General features: G+C 71.7%; 12 protein-coding genes and 2 tRNA genes. 5 read left to right on the top strand and 9 right to left on the bottom strand.

Annotated elements, in window-relative coordinates:
• Positions 1 to 74: 74 nt before the first annotated feature.
• Together ACWCSV_RS09925 and ACWCSV_RS09920 are read right to left on the bottom strand one after the other, a co-directional pair.
• Complete coding sequence (locus ACWCSV_RS09925) at positions 75 to 833, bottom strand: YcnI family copper-binding membrane protein (RefSeq protein WP_451140334.1); 759 nt, start codon at positions 831 to 833, stop codon at positions 75 to 77.
• A gap of 137 nt (positions 834 to 970) precedes the next feature.
• The gene (locus ACWCSV_RS09920; protein WP_451140332.1) at positions 971 to 1,810 is read right to left on the bottom strand and encodes a hypothetical protein; all 840 of its coding nucleotides are present in this window, start codon (positions 1,808 to 1,810) and stop codon (positions 971 to 973) included.
• A 304-nt stretch (positions 1,811 to 2,114) separates the two neighbouring features.
• Between ACWCSV_RS09920 and ACWCSV_RS09915 the strand changes: the two genes are divergently transcribed.
• Positions 2,115 to 2,687, top strand: a complete 573-nt coding sequence (locus ACWCSV_RS09915; RefSeq protein ID WP_451140330.1) for an ATP-binding protein — start codon at positions 2,115 to 2,117, stop codon at positions 2,685 to 2,687.
• 37 nt (positions 2,688 to 2,724) lie between these two features.
• Here the strand turns inward: ACWCSV_RS09915 and ACWCSV_RS09910 are convergent, their stop codons facing one another.
• Together ACWCSV_RS09910 and ACWCSV_RS09905 are read right to left on the bottom strand one after the other, a co-directional pair.
• Entirely contained in the window at positions 2,725 to 4,212 is a 1,488-nt protein-coding gene (locus ACWCSV_RS09910; protein ID WP_451140328.1) for an aminopeptidase P family protein, read from the bottom strand.
• Positions 4,213 to 4,418: 206 nt separating this feature from the next.
• Positions 4,419 to 5,909 carry a PP2C family protein-serine/threonine phosphatase gene (locus tag ACWCSV_RS09905; RefSeq protein WP_451140326.1) on the bottom strand — a complete coding sequence of 497 codons (1,491 nt, stop codon included), beginning with the start codon at positions 5,907 to 5,909 and terminating at the stop codon, positions 4,419 to 4,421.
• A 690-nt stretch (positions 5,910 to 6,599) separates the two neighbouring features.
• Between ACWCSV_RS09905 and ACWCSV_RS09900 the strand changes: the two genes are divergently transcribed.
• Positions 6,600 to 7,265, top strand: a complete 666-nt coding sequence (locus ACWCSV_RS09900) for a bifunctional DNA primase/polymerase (protein WP_451140324.1) — start codon at positions 6,600 to 6,602, stop codon at positions 7,263 to 7,265.
• Positions 7,266 to 8,079: 814 nt separating this feature from the next.
• Here the strand turns inward: ACWCSV_RS09900 and ACWCSV_RS09895 are convergent.
• The 3 genes from ACWCSV_RS09895 to ACWCSV_RS09885 form a co-directional block, all read right to left on the bottom strand.
• On the bottom strand, positions 8,080 to 9,048 hold the full coding sequence (locus ACWCSV_RS09895) for a DUF5926 family protein (protein ID WP_451140322.1): 969 nt from the start codon (positions 9,046 to 9,048) through the stop codon (positions 8,080 to 8,082).
• A 406-nt stretch (positions 9,049 to 9,454) separates the two neighbouring features.
• Positions 9,455 to 10,093, bottom strand: coding sequence for an ATP-binding protein (locus tag ACWCSV_RS09890; RefSeq protein ID WP_451140320.1), 639 nt, complete (start codon positions 10,091 to 10,093; stop codon positions 9,455 to 9,457).
• A gap of 66 nt (positions 10,094 to 10,159) precedes the next feature.
• Positions 10,160 to 10,987 (bottom strand): glycerophosphodiester phosphodiesterase, encoded by an 828-nt coding sequence (locus ACWCSV_RS09885; protein WP_451140318.1) that lies wholly within the window; start codon positions 10,985 to 10,987, stop codon positions 10,160 to 10,162.
• A 198-nt stretch (positions 10,988 to 11,185) separates the two neighbouring features.
• On the opposite strand from ACWCSV_RS09885, the gene ACWCSV_RS09880 reads away from it, so the two are divergent.
• Both ACWCSV_RS09880 and ACWCSV_RS09875 read left to right on the top strand, forming a co-directional pair.
• The gene (locus tag ACWCSV_RS09880) at positions 11,186 to 12,952 is read left to right on the top strand and encodes a S1C family serine protease (protein WP_451140316.1); all 1,767 of its coding nucleotides are present in this window, start codon (positions 11,186 to 11,188) and stop codon (positions 12,950 to 12,952) included.
• 54 nt (positions 12,953 to 13,006) lie between these two features.
• Positions 13,007 to 13,093 (top strand) — tRNA-Ser (locus ACWCSV_RS09875).
• A 289-nt stretch (positions 13,094 to 13,382) separates the two neighbouring features.
• On the opposite strand, the gene ACWCSV_RS09870 is transcribed toward ACWCSV_RS09875, so the two are convergent.
• Together ACWCSV_RS09870 and ACWCSV_RS09865 are read right to left on the bottom strand one after the other, a co-directional pair.
• The gene (locus ACWCSV_RS09870) at positions 13,383 to 14,537 is read right to left on the bottom strand and encodes a helix-turn-helix transcriptional regulator (protein WP_451140314.1); all 1,155 of its coding nucleotides are present in this window, start codon (positions 14,535 to 14,537) and stop codon (positions 13,383 to 13,385) included.
• On the bottom strand, positions 14,524 to 14,880 hold the full coding sequence (locus tag ACWCSV_RS09865; protein ID WP_451140312.1) for a hypothetical protein: 357 nt from the start codon (positions 14,878 to 14,880) through the stop codon (positions 14,524 to 14,526). The genes ACWCSV_RS09870 and ACWCSV_RS09865 overlap by 14 nt, the downstream gene beginning before the upstream one ends.
• A gap of 1,255 nt (positions 14,881 to 16,135) precedes the next feature.
• Here ACWCSV_RS09865 and ACWCSV_RS09860 point away from each other — a divergent pair.
• Positions 16,136 to 16,210, top strand: a tRNA-Trp gene (locus tag ACWCSV_RS09860).
• The last annotated feature ends 7 nt before the right edge of the window (positions 16,211 to 16,217 follow it).

Raw genomic sequence — 16,217 nt, 5'->3', positions numbered from 1 at the left:
CGTTCCGGGGACCGGGCCGGGCGCGTGTGCACCCGGCCCGGCCCGGCACGTCCGGGACGTGAGGCCTGGTCGGGTCAGACGGTACGACGGCGGGCGAGGACGCCGAAGGCGACGCCCGCGATGCCGATGACGATGCCGACCACGCCCAGGACCCGCGCGGTGCTGTCGCTCGACGAGCCGGAGTCCTCGGCGGCCTCGGTGGTGTGCCCGGCGGCGTCGGACGCGGCGTCGGTGCTCTTGTCGTCGGCGGAGGCGGAGGCGGAGCCGGACGCGGTGGCGCCGTGGGTGTCGGCCGCGGCGTCGGTCAGGGTCAGGACCGGCGCCGGGTTCTCGGGCTCCTCACCGCTCGCCGGGGTCGCCTCGATCCAGCGGACGATCTCCTTGTTGCTGTACGTCTGGAGCGCCTTGAAGACGAGCTGGTCGGCGTCCTCGGGGAGCTGGCCCACCGAGAGCGGGAACTGCTGGAAGTACCCGGGCTTGATCGCGCCGGAGGAGTCGGCGGTCCAGGTGACCTTGGAGACGGCCTCGGTCACCTTCTTGCCGTGGACGTCGAGCGGCTTGGCGAGCGTGGCCTTGGTGACGTCGATCTTCCAGCCCGGCACGGCCTGCGGGCTGACCGAGGAGAGCGGGTGGTCGGTGGGGAAGCTGACCTCGAGCTTCACCGTCGAGGCGTTGTCGCGCTCGTTGGGGACCTTGAAGTTGATGGTGGCGTAACCGCCCTTGGCCGCCTCGCCCTGGGGCTGCACGCTGACGTGCGCGGAGGCGGGACCGGCGAGCAGCAGAACGGTGGTCGCGGCGATGCCGCCCGCGACGGCGATACGGGAAACGTTCATGTCAGTGATCACTCCACGGAGCGCAGAAGGTGGTCCGGCGCGCGGGTGCGCGACGGCATCGCGACACCTCCGTCCCCCGTCCGTCGCACGGCCGAGCCGTCGTACGGCGGCCGTACGGCACGAGGGAGGATGTCGCGTCAGGCTGCGAGGGCGTACGCGGCGGGAGGCCCGCGCCTGATCACCAGATGCTGGAGCGGATCGCCGGTGGCCGGGACCGGGGCGTCCACCGGGGTACGGGCCGGGCGCGGCCCGGCCGTCGGAGCGCCCGTAAGGCCCGCGCTCAGCACCCGTACGAGCGCGAGCGCGGCCCGCAGGGAGCGCAGCCGCGCGGCGGCGGCCAGTTCACGGCCGCTGTGCGCGGAGAGCCGCGCCACATCGAACAGCGCGATCTCGCCCCTGCGGAGCAGCCAGCCCGTGACGAGCGCGGCCAGCAGGTGGCCGAGGAACATCGGCAGCCCGGGCAGCAGCCCCATCACGCCGCCCGACGCGGCGGAAGCCGCGAGGTGGACGTGGGCGCCGGTCACGGTCGCCGGGTCGACGCCCGCCTCCGTGACGATGCGGTGGGCCTGGGCGACGCTGATCGAACCGGGGGTGTCCCCGCAGACCAGTGAGGCGGCGAACCGGACGAGCGACGGGTCCCCGGAGACCGGGGCCGCGGAGGCGGGGGCCGTGCCCATGGCGGCGGCCGTCATGGGGTGGGCGAGCCCGAAGAGCGTGTGCAGCGCGAGCTGTCCGCCGGCCAGGACCGCCGCGATCGACGGCAGCGAGCGCTCGCGTCCGGCGAGCGGGGCCACCACCACCAGCACGAGGAGGAACCCGCAGAGCAGCGCCCACCAGGGCACGGCCGAGGCGGAAGCGGAGGCGATGGCATGTCCCGCCGCGGACAGCACGACGCAGACCGCGGCGAACACCGAGGCCCTCAGGAGCCGCAGACCGGCTCCCGCGCGTGTGACGGACCGTGCGTCAGGCGTAGACATGGCCGGGCCATCATCGCACTGCGCCCCCGCCCGTGGGGCGGCAGGTCCGGAAGGTCTTCTTCCCTACGGTTCGGGGTGCGTTGTACGGGAAGTGGAACGGTTGCGCGGGATGCAGAACGTGACGGGTGTGACAGTCGTTGTAGCTGGTGACAGAGGTGCCCCGGGCTCGTGGGTCCGGACATACACCGGCAAGCGGAATATTCGCGTCCGCCGAATGAGGGCCATCACGGCAGAACCGTGCTTACGGGGTGTCCTTCACGGCAATACGTATCGGTATGTCGAGCCGCAGCCAGGAGGCTGGAGCATGAGCATGTGGTGGTCACTCCATTTGCGGCGCGAAGCCGCGAGCGTTCCGCTCGCCCGTCGATTTCTCCTCGGCAGCATGGAGACGGCGGGAGTGGATCCGGACATCTCGTACGACCTGTCGGTGGCGCTCACCGAGGCCTGTGCCAACGCCGTGGAGCACGGCGGGGACCCTGCCGCCGACCAGGGCGACCACGGGGGCACCGGCCCCGGCCGTGCCGGTACGGGCCGGCGCGCGGGCGCCTGCGGTCAGTACCGCGTCACCGCGTACCTGGACGGCGAGACGTGCCGCATCGAGGTCGCGGACTCCGGACCGGGCTTTCCCACCCGGCGAACCCTTCGTCCCGCAGTACCCGCAGTACCCGCGGTACATCCTTCCGATACCGGCGGCGCGGCGGCGAAGCCGGACTGCGCCACCGACCCCTGGGACGTGGCCGAGAGCGGCCGTGGCCTCGGACTCATCGAACAGCTCGCCGACCACGTCCACATCGGCAACCGGCCGGGACGCGGCACCGTGGTGAGCTTCGACAAGATCCTGAAATGGCGCGAGGGCGCGCTGCTCATGGTCTCCTGAGCGGCGCGCCCCCGGCGCGGGTTCCGTGCGGTGGGCGTCAGCCCTTGAGGCCGGCGATCCAGGTCTCGACATCGCCGGAGCTGCGCGGCAGCTTGTCGGAGAGGTTCCGGTTGCCGTCCTCGGTGACGAGGATGTCGTCCTCGATCCGGACGCCGATGCCGCGGTACTCCTCCGGCACCGTCAGGTCGTCGGCCTGGAAGTACAGACCCGGCTCGACCGTCAGGCACATGCCCGGCTCCAGCGTGCCGTTGACGTACGTCTCGGTGCGCGCGGCGGCGCAGTCGTGGACATCCATGCCGAGCATGTGGCCGGTCCCGTGCAGGGTCCAGCGCCGCTGGAGGCCCAGCTCCAGGACCTTCTCGACGGTGAGGTCCCCGAGCAGGCCCCACGCGACGAGGTGCTCGGCGAGCACGCGCTGCGCGGCGTCATGGAAGTCGCGGAAGTCGGCACCCGGCTTCACGGCGGCGATGCCCGCCTCCTGCGCCGCGTACACCGCGTCGTAGATCTTGCGCTGGAGCGGCGAGAACGTGCCGTTGACCGGCAGGGTCCGCGTCACGTCGGCGGTGTAGAGGTCGTTGGTCTCCACGCCGGCGTCGAGCAGCAGCAGCTCGCCGGAGCGGACGGCGCCGTCGTTGCGGACCCAGTGCAGGGTGGTGGCGTGCGGGCCGGCGGCGCAGATGGAGCCGTAGCCGATGTCGTTGCCCTCGACGCGGGCGCGCAGGAAGAACGTGCCCTCGATGTAACGCTCGCTCGTCGCCTCGGCCTTGTCGAGCACCTTCACGACGTCCTCGAAGCCGCGTGCGGTGATGTCGCACGCCTTCTGGAGCTCGGCGATCTCGAAGGCGTCCTTCACCAGGCGTGCCTCGGAGAGGTACACCCTCAGTTCCTCGTCGCGCTCGGCGGTGACCTTGTCGGTCAGGGCCGCCTCGATGCCGGCGTCGTAACCCCGGACGGCGCGGACCGGGCCGGTGGCCTCCTTCAGGGCGGCGGCGAGCTCGCGGACGTCCTTCGCCGGGATGCCCAGCACCTGCTCGGCCTCGGTGAGGGAGTGGCGGCGGCCGACCCACAGCTCACCCTGGCCGTCGAGCCAGAACTCGCCGTTCTCGCGGTCGGAGCGCGGCAGCAGGTAGACGGTCGCGTCGTGGCCGCTCCCGTCGGTCTCCGGCTCCAGGACGAGGACGCCGTCCTGGGTCTGGTCGCCGGTGAGGTAGGCGTACTCGGAGGCGGCGCGGAACGCGTACTCCGTGTCGTTGGCGCGGGTCTTCAGGTTGCCCGCGGGGACGACGAGGCGCTCGCCCGGGAAGCGCGCGGAGAGCGCGGCGCGGCGGTCGGCGGTGTGGGCGGCCTGCGGCAGCGGCGCGAGGCCGTGCAGCTCGGTGTCGGCCCAGCCCGACTTCATGTTGTCGGCGAGCTCGTCGGAGACGGCCGGGTACAGGCCGTTCTTCCGGGTCTTGATCGGCTCGGTCTCTTCGGCCGCTTCGGTCGCTTCGATTTCCGGGGTCTCCGGGGTGCGCTCGTCGGACACGATTTGTCTCTCCTTGCTACGACACTGGGCCCCACCATCGTACGGGCGTACGGAAGGGGGCCCAGGGCCGAAGGGCCTCTTACCGAACGGGTGCGCGTACGCCTCGCGCGGATCCCCGGAGAGCGGGGCTGATCTGCGCGGATGCCAGAAATGGACTCACCGCCTCCGGATGTGGGTCCCTGGATGCGGTCCCTCGTGCCGGGCGGTCAGTCGAAGCGCACCGCGAGGAGGACCACGTCGTCCGTGCGGTCCGCGGGGGCGCTGCCGTCGCCGGGCAGCAGGGTGCGCAGCACGTGGTCGGCGACCGCCTCCGGGTCGTGGCGGGCGGTCCGGGGCACTCCGGCGGCGGCGGCGTGCAGCCGCGAGAACGCCCGGTCCATCGAGTCGCCGGTGCGGCGCAGCAGCCCGTCGGTGTAGAGAAGAACGGTTTCTCCTGATTCAGGGGTGAACTCCACGCTCGGCGCCTCCCAGCAGGCCAGCATGCCGAGCGGGGCGGAGACGGTGGTCTCGACGAACTCGGTGCGCCGGTCGCCGACCACGAGCGGCGGGGCGTGCCCGGCACCGGCCAGCACGATCCGGCGCAGCGCCGGCTCGCAGTAGGCGAAGAGCGCGGTCGCCGTGCGGGCGGGCTCGGTGAACCGGAGCAGCAGTTCCAGGTCGGAGAGGACGGCGACGGGGTCCTCGCCCTCCATGACGGCGTACGCGCGCAGTCCCGAGCGGAGCCGTCCCATGGTGGCCATCGCGCCGGGGCCGGAGCCGCCGGCGGAGCCAACGGAGAGGCCGAGCGCGCCGTCCGGGAGCGGCAGGGCGTCGTACCAGTCGCCGCCGCCGTCCGGTGCGGGGCGGTGGCGGGCGGCCAGCCGCACGCCGGGGATGCGCGGGAGCCGGGCCGGCAGGAGTTCCTCGGCGACGACCGCGAGGTCGGACCGGGCGCGTTCGAGTTCGAGGAGGCGGGCCAGGTGCTCGGCGGCGTACCGCCCGTACAGCCCGACCAGGTGCTGCTGCCGCTCCAGGGGCTCGGCCGGCTCGTCGTAGAACCAGACGGCCGCGCCGAGCAGGACGCCGGACCGGGCGGCGAGGGGGAGGGCGTAGCTGGCGGCGTAGCCGAGCCGTTCGGCGACCTCGCGGTGCCGGGGGTCGAGGTCCGCTTCGGCGAAGAGGTCCGGGCTGCTCACCGGGGCGGTCGTGGCGGGCGATCCGTCGAGGATCCGGCCGTGCGGGGTGGCGCCGCGCGGGACGGTCTCGAGGGCGCCGAGGTCGGCGTGGCCGAGGCCCAGGCCGATGGTGGTGCGTGGGGCGCGGCCGTCTGCGGGTTCGAGGACCAGAATGCCGCGGCGCGCGCCGACGAGGGCGGCTCCGGCGCTCAGCAGCTCCGGGAGCGCGCCGTCGAGCGTGTGCGTCACGGCGAGGCGCTCGGTGAGCTCGTGGAGGGTGGTGAGATCCGAGACCCATCCGGCCAGCCGGTCCTGGAGGAAGGCGCCCGGTGCGGGCGGCACGGCGGTCAGCGGCTCCGGAGTGTGCGTTGAAACCGGAACTGTTGGATTGATTCCAGCCACTTTTGGCAGGTGTCGGGCGCTCATGGCCTCCGGCTTTCCGACCGGCGAGTTCCGTCGAATAGCATCGCAAACCCCCCTGTCATTCTGCGCCACTATCAAGGCATCCACATGTACACGTACAAGTAAGGCGATGTCCAGCATTGTCCTTGCGAGACTCCTGGTGTCCACGTGATACTTAAGTTGGCCGAAAAATGAAGCAGGCGACAGGCATTTGCGGTCGACTGGACGAGCTCGACGGGCAGTGCCCTCCGGGGTGTTGTGCGAGGTGGAGCGTCATTCCGGTCGTGCGGGGTACGTAATCGTTGAAGCGCGGGGCAGTTGGGTCCGCCCCGGAACCCGGCGGCGGGAGCGGACGTCCTTGTCCGTGACGCCCCGCCCAGGAGCGGCGGAACCTCGCTCGGGCGGCACGTGCGAGGTGTGCCTCTTCCTCGTACCGCCGCGGCCGGGGCGCCGCACGACGTGGCCCGGCTCTCGACAGCGCGACTCCGCAAGGCCGTTCGACTCAGGCTCGGTCCGGTTCGACCCGTCTTCGCTCCACCGCGCTCGGCCCGGCTCCGTCCGGCGCCCCACGCGTCCGTGAAGCGGCCCGATGAGCACGCATGCGCAGTCACGCACGCACGGTTGTCCACGCACAGTGATGCACGCAGCAACGATGTACGCAGTGTTCTGCGCAGTGATCCGCCCGGCTGATCCGCGCAGTTGATCTACGCGGTTGATCCACGCAGTGGTTTACGCAGTGTTTTACGCACAGTCAGAGTCACCGACGCGAAGCAGTGCGATGCGCGGGTGGTGACGTGGACCTCGGCGTTCAACGGAAAGGAACGAGCGCTCATGCGCGAGATCCCCGGAAGGCGACGCGGGAACCTGTTCCGGCGCGGGGACGGCACCGCCCGGCTCGACGCGGCGCTGACCTGCGCCACCGGCTGGCAGTGGCCCGTACTCCCCGGTGTGGGGCTGTCCGCGGCCCGGAGCGGTTGCGCCTGCCCCGACCCCGAGTGCGTGGTACCCGGCGCACACCCCTTCGATCCCGGACTGCTCGCGGCGACCACGGACGCCCGGATGGTGCGCTGGTGGTGGACCGGGCGCCCTGCCGCACCGGTACTGCTGGCCACCGGCGGCCGGGCGCCGTGCGCGGTGAGCCTGCCGGCGGAGAGCGGCGCGCAGGCGCTCGCGGTGCTGGACGCGCGGGGTCTGCGGCTCGGGCCGGTGATCGCGACGCCGACCCGGTGGGCACTGCTGGTCCGCCCGTACACCCTGGAGCGCCTGGGCGAGCTGCTGCATGCCCAGGCGTGGGTGCCCAGTTCGCTGCGCTTCCACGGGGAGGGCGGCTACCTGGTGGTGCCGCCCGCGGGGAAGGGGGACGGCCCGGTGCGCTGGGAGCGGGCCCCGCTGACGAAGCGCGCGGCGCCCTGGCTGCCGGACGTGGGGACGGTCCTGGACGCGCTGGTGGAGGCCAGTACGGGTGCCCCGGGCGGCGGGAGCCGGCTCGCCTACTGACGGCAGGCGCCCGAGGGGGCGTGCGCCGTTCCGTACGAGTGCGAATACCGGGCGATCCGGCCATTTCGCGACTTTCCCGATGGGGAGTTCTGGCCGTCCCCTGCGCAGAGCGTCACGCAGAGCATCGCGCGGGTGCATTCCCGCAGGGCTTCGGAAGCGGGGAATTCAGGGTCGGGAAGGGAGGGGTGAGGTGCATACGAATCAATGACCGGATTTCGAACCTGACCGCCTTTCTGGAATGTCTTCCTCCTTTCGTTCCTGAGTATCTGTCGAATAAGAAATGCGACGTCGGACTTGCGTCCGTATCCGGTCCCTCCGCGCGCTGACCGGGAGGTCCGGGCGCTCCCGAGTTCCACAGGGGGCGCACAGCGGGAGCACAACTGTCCCGCGCGGTACCCGGGATGAGTTGCCGTCCGCTGCGGGGGACGGGGGGTGTGGCGGAGTACGTGCACGGGTGCGGGCGGCAAACGCCCGGCCGACGGGGCGGGTTGAGGCGTGGTCACCCCGTGGGGGCGGGGTGTCGCGCGGCGCCGGGAGGTCGTTGTGCGGGAGCCGGGGCGGCCGTCGTACGGGAGGCCGGGCGGCAGGCGCGCGGGGTGGCGGGCCGCTCACGGCTTCGCCGCGGGCCGGGCCGTACCCGGAATTGAGACGCCCGATCGCTGGCGACGGGGGATGCACCAGCGACCGGGCTTTCAGAACCGTAACAAGAGATCTGCCGTTCGCAAATTCGATCTCGCCTATGAGGGCGGGGATTTACTCGTCGGCACGTCCTGTTGTGACGCGAGTCACCGATCGGGCCCGCGGTCCGTCACTGTCAGCTGAGCGTCACTTGGCGGTTGGTGAGGCCGCCGCGCGCCCGTCGCTCCTCGGCGGTCAGCGGGGCGTCGGAAGCCAGCGCCTCGGAGAGCCGCCCGGCGAACTCGGCCGCCGGCTTCTCGCACTCCTCGGCGGTCATGGCGCTCGGCAGGTCCCACACCGGGACGACGAGACCGTGCGCACGGAACGAACCGACCAGCCGGGTCCCCTCGCCGAGCGAGGAGGTGCCGGCGGCGTGCAGCCGGGCGAGCGCGTCGAGGAGCTTCTCCTCGGGGTGCGGCATGACCCAGCGCAGGTGGTTCTTCTCCGGGGTCTCGCACCAGTACGCGGCGTCGACGGAGGAGAGCAGCGAGGTCGGGATCGCGGCGTCGTTGGCGCGCTCCAGGGAGGCGGTCACCTCGGCCGTGGCGTTCTCCGCGTCCGGCACCCAGAACTCGAAGCCCGAGTGGACGACGGGCTCGAACGGCGCGTCGGCGTCGAGCAGGTCCTGCAGGCGCGGACCGTCCGCGGCGACCCGGCGGGCGGCGATCGGCGTGCCGGGCGCGGCCTCCAGCGCCTGCTGGAGGGCGTCGGCCAGGCCGCGGCTCAGGTCACCGGAGGAGGTGTCGTTCTGGAGGGCGAGCAGGATGGAGCCGTCGTCGCGGCGCAGCGCCGGCCAGGCCATCGGCAGCACGGTCGCGAGCGTGACGGACGGGACGCCCTCGGGCAGTCCGTGCTTCAGCGTCAGCGGGACGGTCGCGGCGGGCACCAGCTCGCGCAGCGCGACCCAGTCGCACTCCCCGGGCAGTCCCTCGAACGGGCGCTGGACCAGCTCGGTCACCGCGTGCGCGGCGGTGCGTCCGTGACACGCCTTGTACCGGCGTCCCGAACCGCAGGGGCAGGGCTCGCGGGCCCCGACGACGGGGATCTCCCCGTCCTTCACCTGCGGCTTCGCGGCCTTGGTCGTCTGAGGGCGCTTCTTGGCCATGGTCGGCATTCTCCCGGTTGCGACGGTGCGGTCTGAGAGTCTGTCGGGTGGCCTTCGACCGGGTGGCGGACGCGGTCCGGTGCGTGCGATTCCAAGGCGTCGGGATGGCCCTGCAGCGGAGCTACCAGGGCATTCCGGCAACGCGGGAAGCATGCGTGCCAGGGCGTGGCCGCCCGGTCAGAGGTCATCCGACAGCCTCTGAGGCGCGAGCCTAGTGCCTTCCGCGCTGCGGACCGGACCGCCGGCCGACGCCTCCCCGCCCCTCGTGGTGCGGGAAGCCGGTGCGGGGTTCCGGTACGTGGTTCGGTTGCCCGGCTCTGCCGCCGGTGCGTGCGCCCGGCCATGTCGTACGGACCTGTCGTGCGGCCCGTTGGGCGGCTTCCGGACGTACGGCTCTCTCGGGAGGTCAGGCGGTCAGGCCGTCGAGGTCCAGCCCCTCGAAACCCTCGAATCCCGGCAGTGTCGGGAACCCCGAGAAACCGTCGAGGCCGTCGAGCCCTGCCAGTCCGTCGAACCGTTCCTCCGCCGCCACCAGGGCCCAGACCGTGACCTCGCCCGGGGCGTCGTCCCTGACGCCCCACTTCTCGGAGAGGGCACTGATGATGTTCAGCCCGCGTCCGCCCCGGGCCGTCACCGAGGGGGTGGAGGGGATGGGCCGTGTCGGCCCGCCTCCGTCCGTGACCTCCACGGTCAGGCCGCCCCGGCGGTCCACGTGCCACGCGGCGCGGACGTCGCCGTCACCGACGTCCACGTGCTGCCCCAGCGGCCTGCCGTGCCGGCAGGCGTTGCTGAGGAGTTCGGAAAGGATCAGGACCGCGTCGTCGACGACCGTGTCCGAGACCCCGTTGTCCCGTAGTTGTGCGCGCATACGGTGCCGCGCCTGCCTCACGCCCGCAGGGCCGTGAGGAACGGCCATGCTCGACGACGTGGGCACTTCTTGTGCCACCACCAACGTCACCCCCGAGACCTCCTTTGCCCCACGCCACGAAGGGGATGCCCTTCTGAGCTGCGCCGGAAACCGGTCAAAGCATCTCTGGTGACGCACTCGTAACGGGCCTGCACGCATCGAATGCGCCGGTGCACTCCCTGTGACGGGTTTGGGGAGAGGTGGTTACGGGCGCCCGAGCTGCGAAAGAACCCTTTTCGGTCGATTGGTGATGATCGCCTGGACCCCCAGCTCCGCGCAGAGGGCCACGTCCTCCGGCTCGTTGACGGTCCAGACGTGCACCTGGTGCCCGGCCCGGTGCAGCCTGCGGACGTAGTCGGGATGGTTGCGTACGATCCGCATCCCCGGCCCGGCGATCCGCGTGCCGACGGGCAGCCGCCCGTCCCTCAGGCGGGGGGTGAGGAACTGCATCAGGTAGACGGTGGGCAGGGTGGGGGCCGCGGTGCGGACCCGGTGCAGGGACCGGGCGGAGAAGCTCATGACCCGGACCGGCGAGGGGCCTTCGGCCGGCGGGGCGTCGAGGCCGAACTCCTTGAGCAGGCGCAGCAGCCGCTCCTCGACCTGCCCGGCCCACCGGGTCGGGTGCTTGGTCTCGATGGCGAGCTGGACCGGCCGGCCTGCCGTCCGTACCTCGGTGACCAGTTCCAGCAGGCGTTCCAGGGTGAGTACGGAGGTGAGCTCGCCGGGCACCGGGTCCCAGTCGGGGGACTCCTCGCGGTCCTTCCAGGAGCCGAAGTCGAGCGCGGCGAGCTCCGAGAGTTCGAGTGCGGAGACCGCGCCCCGTCCGTTGGAGGTGCGGTTGACCCGCCGGTCGTGCACGCAGACGAGCTGTCCGTCGGCGGTGAGCCGGACATCGCACTCCAGCGCGTCCGCGCCGTCCTCGATGGCCTTCCGGTACGCGGCCAGGGTGTGTTCGGGGGCGTCGTCGGAGGCCCCTCGATGGGCCACGACCTGGATGGGAGACGGGCTGGAGAGCCGGTGTGCGTCGGTCACCGCGTCATGGTGCCACCGCGACGCGACGGCTGTGCGTTCCTTGTACCAGGAGTGTCGTTTTGTCTGATGTAAAGATTGGCGTGCGGATGCACAGGTCCTGTTTACAGTGGCCTGACGTGTTCTGGGCAAAGCTTGGGCCCAGACACTGCAGAGCGGATCTCTTGCCGAACGCCGAGTGGAACCGAGGAGTAAAGAGCTGTGAGCACCGAGAACGAGGGCCACGAGGGCGCCGCGGTCCCCGCCGTACCGCCCGCTCCGTCAGTACCTCCCGTGCCGGCCTCCGCTCCTGAGGACCCCCGCCGGGAGGCACCCCCGGCGCCCGAGGCCCCGGCGACGGCGCATCAGGAAGACCCGGCTCCGGCAGCGCAGGGCTCGGCCGAGCCTGCCGCGCACGCCGAGCAGCCCCAGGAACCGCCGTACGCGGACGGCCGGGCCGACGACACCTCCCCGTCGGCCGAGCCCGCCGGACCGTACGGCACCACTCCCGCACCGGCAGCCCCGGCCGAGCCCTCCCCGGCTCCGGAGCAGCCGACCGCGGTGCGGCCGGTGGTCGGGCCGGCGCACGCCCCGGCTCCGGAGCAGCCGCAGGCTCCGGCGCATGCCCCGGCGGCCGACGCGACGCAGCCCCTCCCGCCGCACACCCCGGCGCCGCACACGCCTCCGCCCGCCTACCCGGCGCCCCAGGCCGCCCCGGCGTACCCCGCGACGCACACCGCCGCGCCCGCCGGTTCGTGGCCGCCCCCGGCCCCGCCGGCCGTCCCGGCGTACGCCGGTGGCGGCGACGGCGGTCATGGCGGCGAGGTCTGGGGCGCCTCCGCCGGGCAGGCCCCCAAGGGCTCCGGCAAGCGCCGGGCGAGCGGGCTCGTCGCCCTGGTCGCCGCGACGGCGCTCGTCGCCGGCGGCATCGGCGGCGCACTCGGCTTCTGGGCCGCCGACAGCAACGACAGCGGCTCCTCCGGTTCGACGACGATCAGCGCCGCCGACACCCCCAAGGCGCTCAAGCGCGCCGACGGCACGGTGGCGGGCGTGGCCGCCAAGTCCCTCCCCAGCGTGGTCACGATCGACGCCCAGAACGGCGACGGCGAGGGCGGCACGGGCACCGGCTTCGTCTACGACAAGGAAGGCCACATCCTCACGAACAACCACGTGGTGGCCTCCGCGGCGGAGAACGGCCAGCTCACCGCGACCTTCTCCAACGGCAAGAAGTACGAGGCCGAGGTCGTCGGCCGAGCCGAGGGCTACGACGTCGCCGTCATCAAGCTGAAGAACGCCCCGTCCGGCCTGAACCCGCTGGCCCTCGGCAACTCCGACAACGTGGCGGTCGGCGACTCGACCATCGCGATCGGCGCCCCCTTCGGCCTGTCGAACACGGTCACCACCGGCATCATCAGCGCGAAGAACCGCCCGGTCGCCTCCAGCGACGGTTCCGCCTCCAGCAGCAGCTCCTACATGAGCGCCCTGCAGACCGACGCCTCGATCAACCCGGGCAACTCCGGCGGCCCGCTGCTCGACGCCACCGGGGCGGTCATCGGCATCAACTCCGCCATCCAGTCGACCGGCAGCTCGTCCGGCCAGACCCAGGCCGGCTCCATCGGCCTCGGCTTCGCCATCCCGATCAACCAGGCGAAGAACGTCGCCGAGCAGCTCATCAAGACCGGCCAGCCCGTCTACCCGGTCATCGGGGCGACGGTCACCATGTCGGAGAACGGCGACGGCGCGGTCATCTCCGACCAGGGCTCCGGCAGCACCTCCGCCGTCGCCGCGGGCGGCCCCGCCGCCAAGGCGGGCCTGAAGGCGGGCGACGTCATCACCAAGTTCAACGACACCCCCGTCGACAGCGGCCCGACCCTCATCGGCGAGATCTGGACCCACAAGCCGGGCGACCGGGTCACGCTGACGTACGAGCGCGACGGCAAGGAGTCCACCGTCGAACTCACCCTGGGCGAGCGCAAGGGCGACAGCTGACCGGCTAGGCTGTAGGCCGTTCCCCGGCGGCGACCCCGTCGCTCCGGGGACCGGGGTGGGTTGCCCGAGCGGCCTAAGGGAACGGTCTTGAAAACCGTCGTGGCAGCGATGTCACCGTGGGTTCAAATCCCACACCCACCGCGCGGATCGAAGGCCCCCGACCGGGTACACCGGACGGGGGCCTTCGTCGTCCCCGCCCGCCGTCGGCGACCGGGGTTCCCCTCGCGCTCCCGCTGCCGGCCACGAGAGGGGCGCGGGGCTCTGCCGACCCGGCGCCGGACTTCAGCGCGGAGGCCGAGTCCGAAAGACGCGAACAGCGGAACGAAGCCCGGCACGTCGAAGACCGCGCGCACTGCGGGAGCCGGGTGGCGGAACACGGCACGACCACCCGGACGCCACTCCCCGCGGACGCCCCCGAACCGGAGCCGCTTCAGGCGAACACCTGCGCGGCGACCCAGGCCAGGATCTCCGCGACGAGTGCGACCAGGAGCCACCAGCGCGGGATCGCGGGCACGCGCACGTATGCCCGCGCCCTCCTCCGTACCGGTACCGGGGGGCCCTCGTCCCTCCCCGCGGCCACCAGCCGGTTCTGCCGGTCGTTGAGTTCGAGCTCGACCTTCTGGACCCGCCTCAACGCCTGCTCGTAGTAGGTCATCTCCAGCGGGGTCACACCGCAGGCCTTCAGGAGTTGTGTGACGTGGTCCAGGGACGGCAGACGGCCGTATCCGTTCTTGTTGGGCCGCGTGATGTCGCTTATCGTGCTGGCCGGAATGTGCGAGCTCTTGCTGAGCTCGCGGAAGGACTTTCCGGAGAGCGCGATCGCACGACGCAGCTCCCTTATGAACTCCCCTGGCAGCGCGACGAGTTCGAGCTCCGGGCGTCGGGGCCGCACGCCGCCCGGGGACGGCACGGCTTCGGCGCGCCGTGCCGCCTTCTCCGCCCGGTCCGGCAGATCTGCCGGACCGTCTTCCAGGATCTCCGCCAGCACCATGAGGAGTTCCTGCCGAAGGGACTCGACGTGCGTTTTCGGAGCGCCGAGTTGCCTCATCAGGCGGACGAAGGTGTGGTCGCCGATCACCTTTTCGCCGCTGACGATACGCGTGCCCGCCAGCGGTGACCGCGCGGACTGCTCGTATCCCACGTCCCAGAGGAAGGCGGCGAGCCTCTTGCACCAGGCCCGGTGGAGGGAGGACTTGGCGCGAGTGCCCGCGAAGGCCAGGTTGTGCTGCCAGTTCCTGCGCGTGGTCGGGAATTCCGGCTTCTCCCCCGAGTCCGGGATCGCGGGAGCGGCGATCTCGTGCACCCGCGGCTCGGGAACCCGCAGGCTGAGCTCCACCTCCTGCCGCTGCCGGCACCAGGACTGCACGTCACCGCCGCACGCCTTGACGTAGGCGGTCGTGACCGCCTCGGTCGGAAGCCGACTGCCTGAGGCCGCCTGCGACAGCGTCGTCGAGGAGAGACCGGCGAGCCGGCCCATGGCCCGGTAGTTCAGACCCGCGGCCCGGCGGAGGGCCCGCAGGCCCTCCGCGAAGGTGCGGAGAGCCGGGGGCGCGCCGGGGGAGACCGGTGCCTCAGGCCGTCCCACGCCCGGTCCCCTCGTCCGGGCCGTCGGCCGACGGCCGTCGGGGCGACCGCGGGCCCCCGGCAGGGGGACGTTCTCCCGGGGGCCGCGGGCCCTCGACAGGGTCCGGGACGGTCCCGGCGGGCGTTCGCTCGCGCGGGAAGTCCTGGAGACGCTGCGGAGGATGGACCACCGCCACGGCGGCGGCCATGAGCCCGCCCACCGCGCCGATCGCCGCGCCCACGGGCAGGCCCAGGGCGACCAGCAGGCAGATCACCCCGCAGATCCCGCCCAGCACCACCATGATCATGAAGATCGATCGCCAGGACGGCGTGTGCCGCCCCGCGTCGCTGTTCCTCGGAGGCATCGTCGCTCTCGTTTCGGCCTGCCGGCAGGGGATCGCCCGCAAGATCCATAAGTGTCGGTGCGCCCGCTTCTCCGAAAGGGGAGGGCGGGCGCCATGACGTGCGGCCCCAGGGCCTCCGTCGCACCAGTCCCGGGCGGGCTCCGACTGCAATCGAAAGACACCGCCGCTTCGATTTAAGCGCAATTCTGATCGGGTGCTGCATCATGCTCGTTCTTCTTACCGACGGGTAATGGGAAAGGGAACCCGGGGCTCCGGTTTGAATACCTATAAAGGGGGTGAATCGGGCTTCATTTTTTTGATGACGTCATGGAAGTTGTCGTCTCAACAAATTGCGATCTTCCTGTCATGGCCCATCGCGGGAGGAGTGTTGTCGTGGCAGGTCAGGCCGTTGATGGGGGGTTGATCGCATTGTTTTTGATTGTCCGCACATTCCCGGCGTCATACGAACCGGTGACTCCGGCTGTACGAACAACATCGCCAGAGGTCAGACTCCAGCCAGTAGGTCGGTTGTTCCTCTCCTGTGGAGGGGGGCTGCATCTATGAGTTCGGTCGCCAGTCCGAATGCATTTCCAACTGAATGACCTGGGGTGTCGCTGCAACGGCACCCGGAAGAGCGGCAAGGGGCGGCCCTCCGGGGCCGCCCCTTGTGCGTGCGTATTCACTCACTTTCACTTGTTCACAAGCTTCTCGATTGATCACGCCGTGCGGGCCGGGGTGGGGCCTTCGAAACAAAGGCTTCCGTGTGGCCCATCTCACATGGATGTGTGGGGGGTGCCATGCCCGAGCGACTGACCAGCCAGACCGGGGGCCTTGGATCCAGTGGGTATATCCGCGCAGCACCCACACACCCCTCACTTCTGCGCCCTCTTCACCGCCGAACGGCCGGGCGCTGCGGCCAATGTCGAGAGAGTGGTGCGCGCGGACGGGATCGTGCGCCCGCGCGCACCCGCGGGACACCCGAGGCCGGCTACCGCCTGCGGCCCCCGAGCCGCCGGAGGGCGAGCGCCCCGAGACCCGCGAGGACGATGAAGGTGATGACGATGACGATCACTTCGCCGGGGCGCAGTGCTGCCAGCATGTCGGTCTCCTCTGCTGCCGGTGGGCAGTCGTCCGCCGCGCGGCCGTGTGCCGCACGGCGTGGAGGACGACCGTCGCATCCCGCCGTGCCCGGGGGAGCCGAAGCGGGAAGCCTTGAGGAGCTTCTGAGCTTGGGCCTACCGGCGTGGGCTGCCGGGTTCTAGGATTCCGGCGGGGCGGAGCCGTAGCGCAGAGGTCGTCGCGCGCGGTCTCCAAAACCGTGAGGACGCCGGTTCGAATCCGGCCGGCTCCGCCTCTCC

The sequence above is a fragment of the Streptomyces sp. NPDC001770 genome, assembly GCF_053596135.1.
The sequence above is the reverse complement of the archived record's forward strand: the minus strand, read 5'-3'. Positions and strand labels throughout refer to the sequence as shown.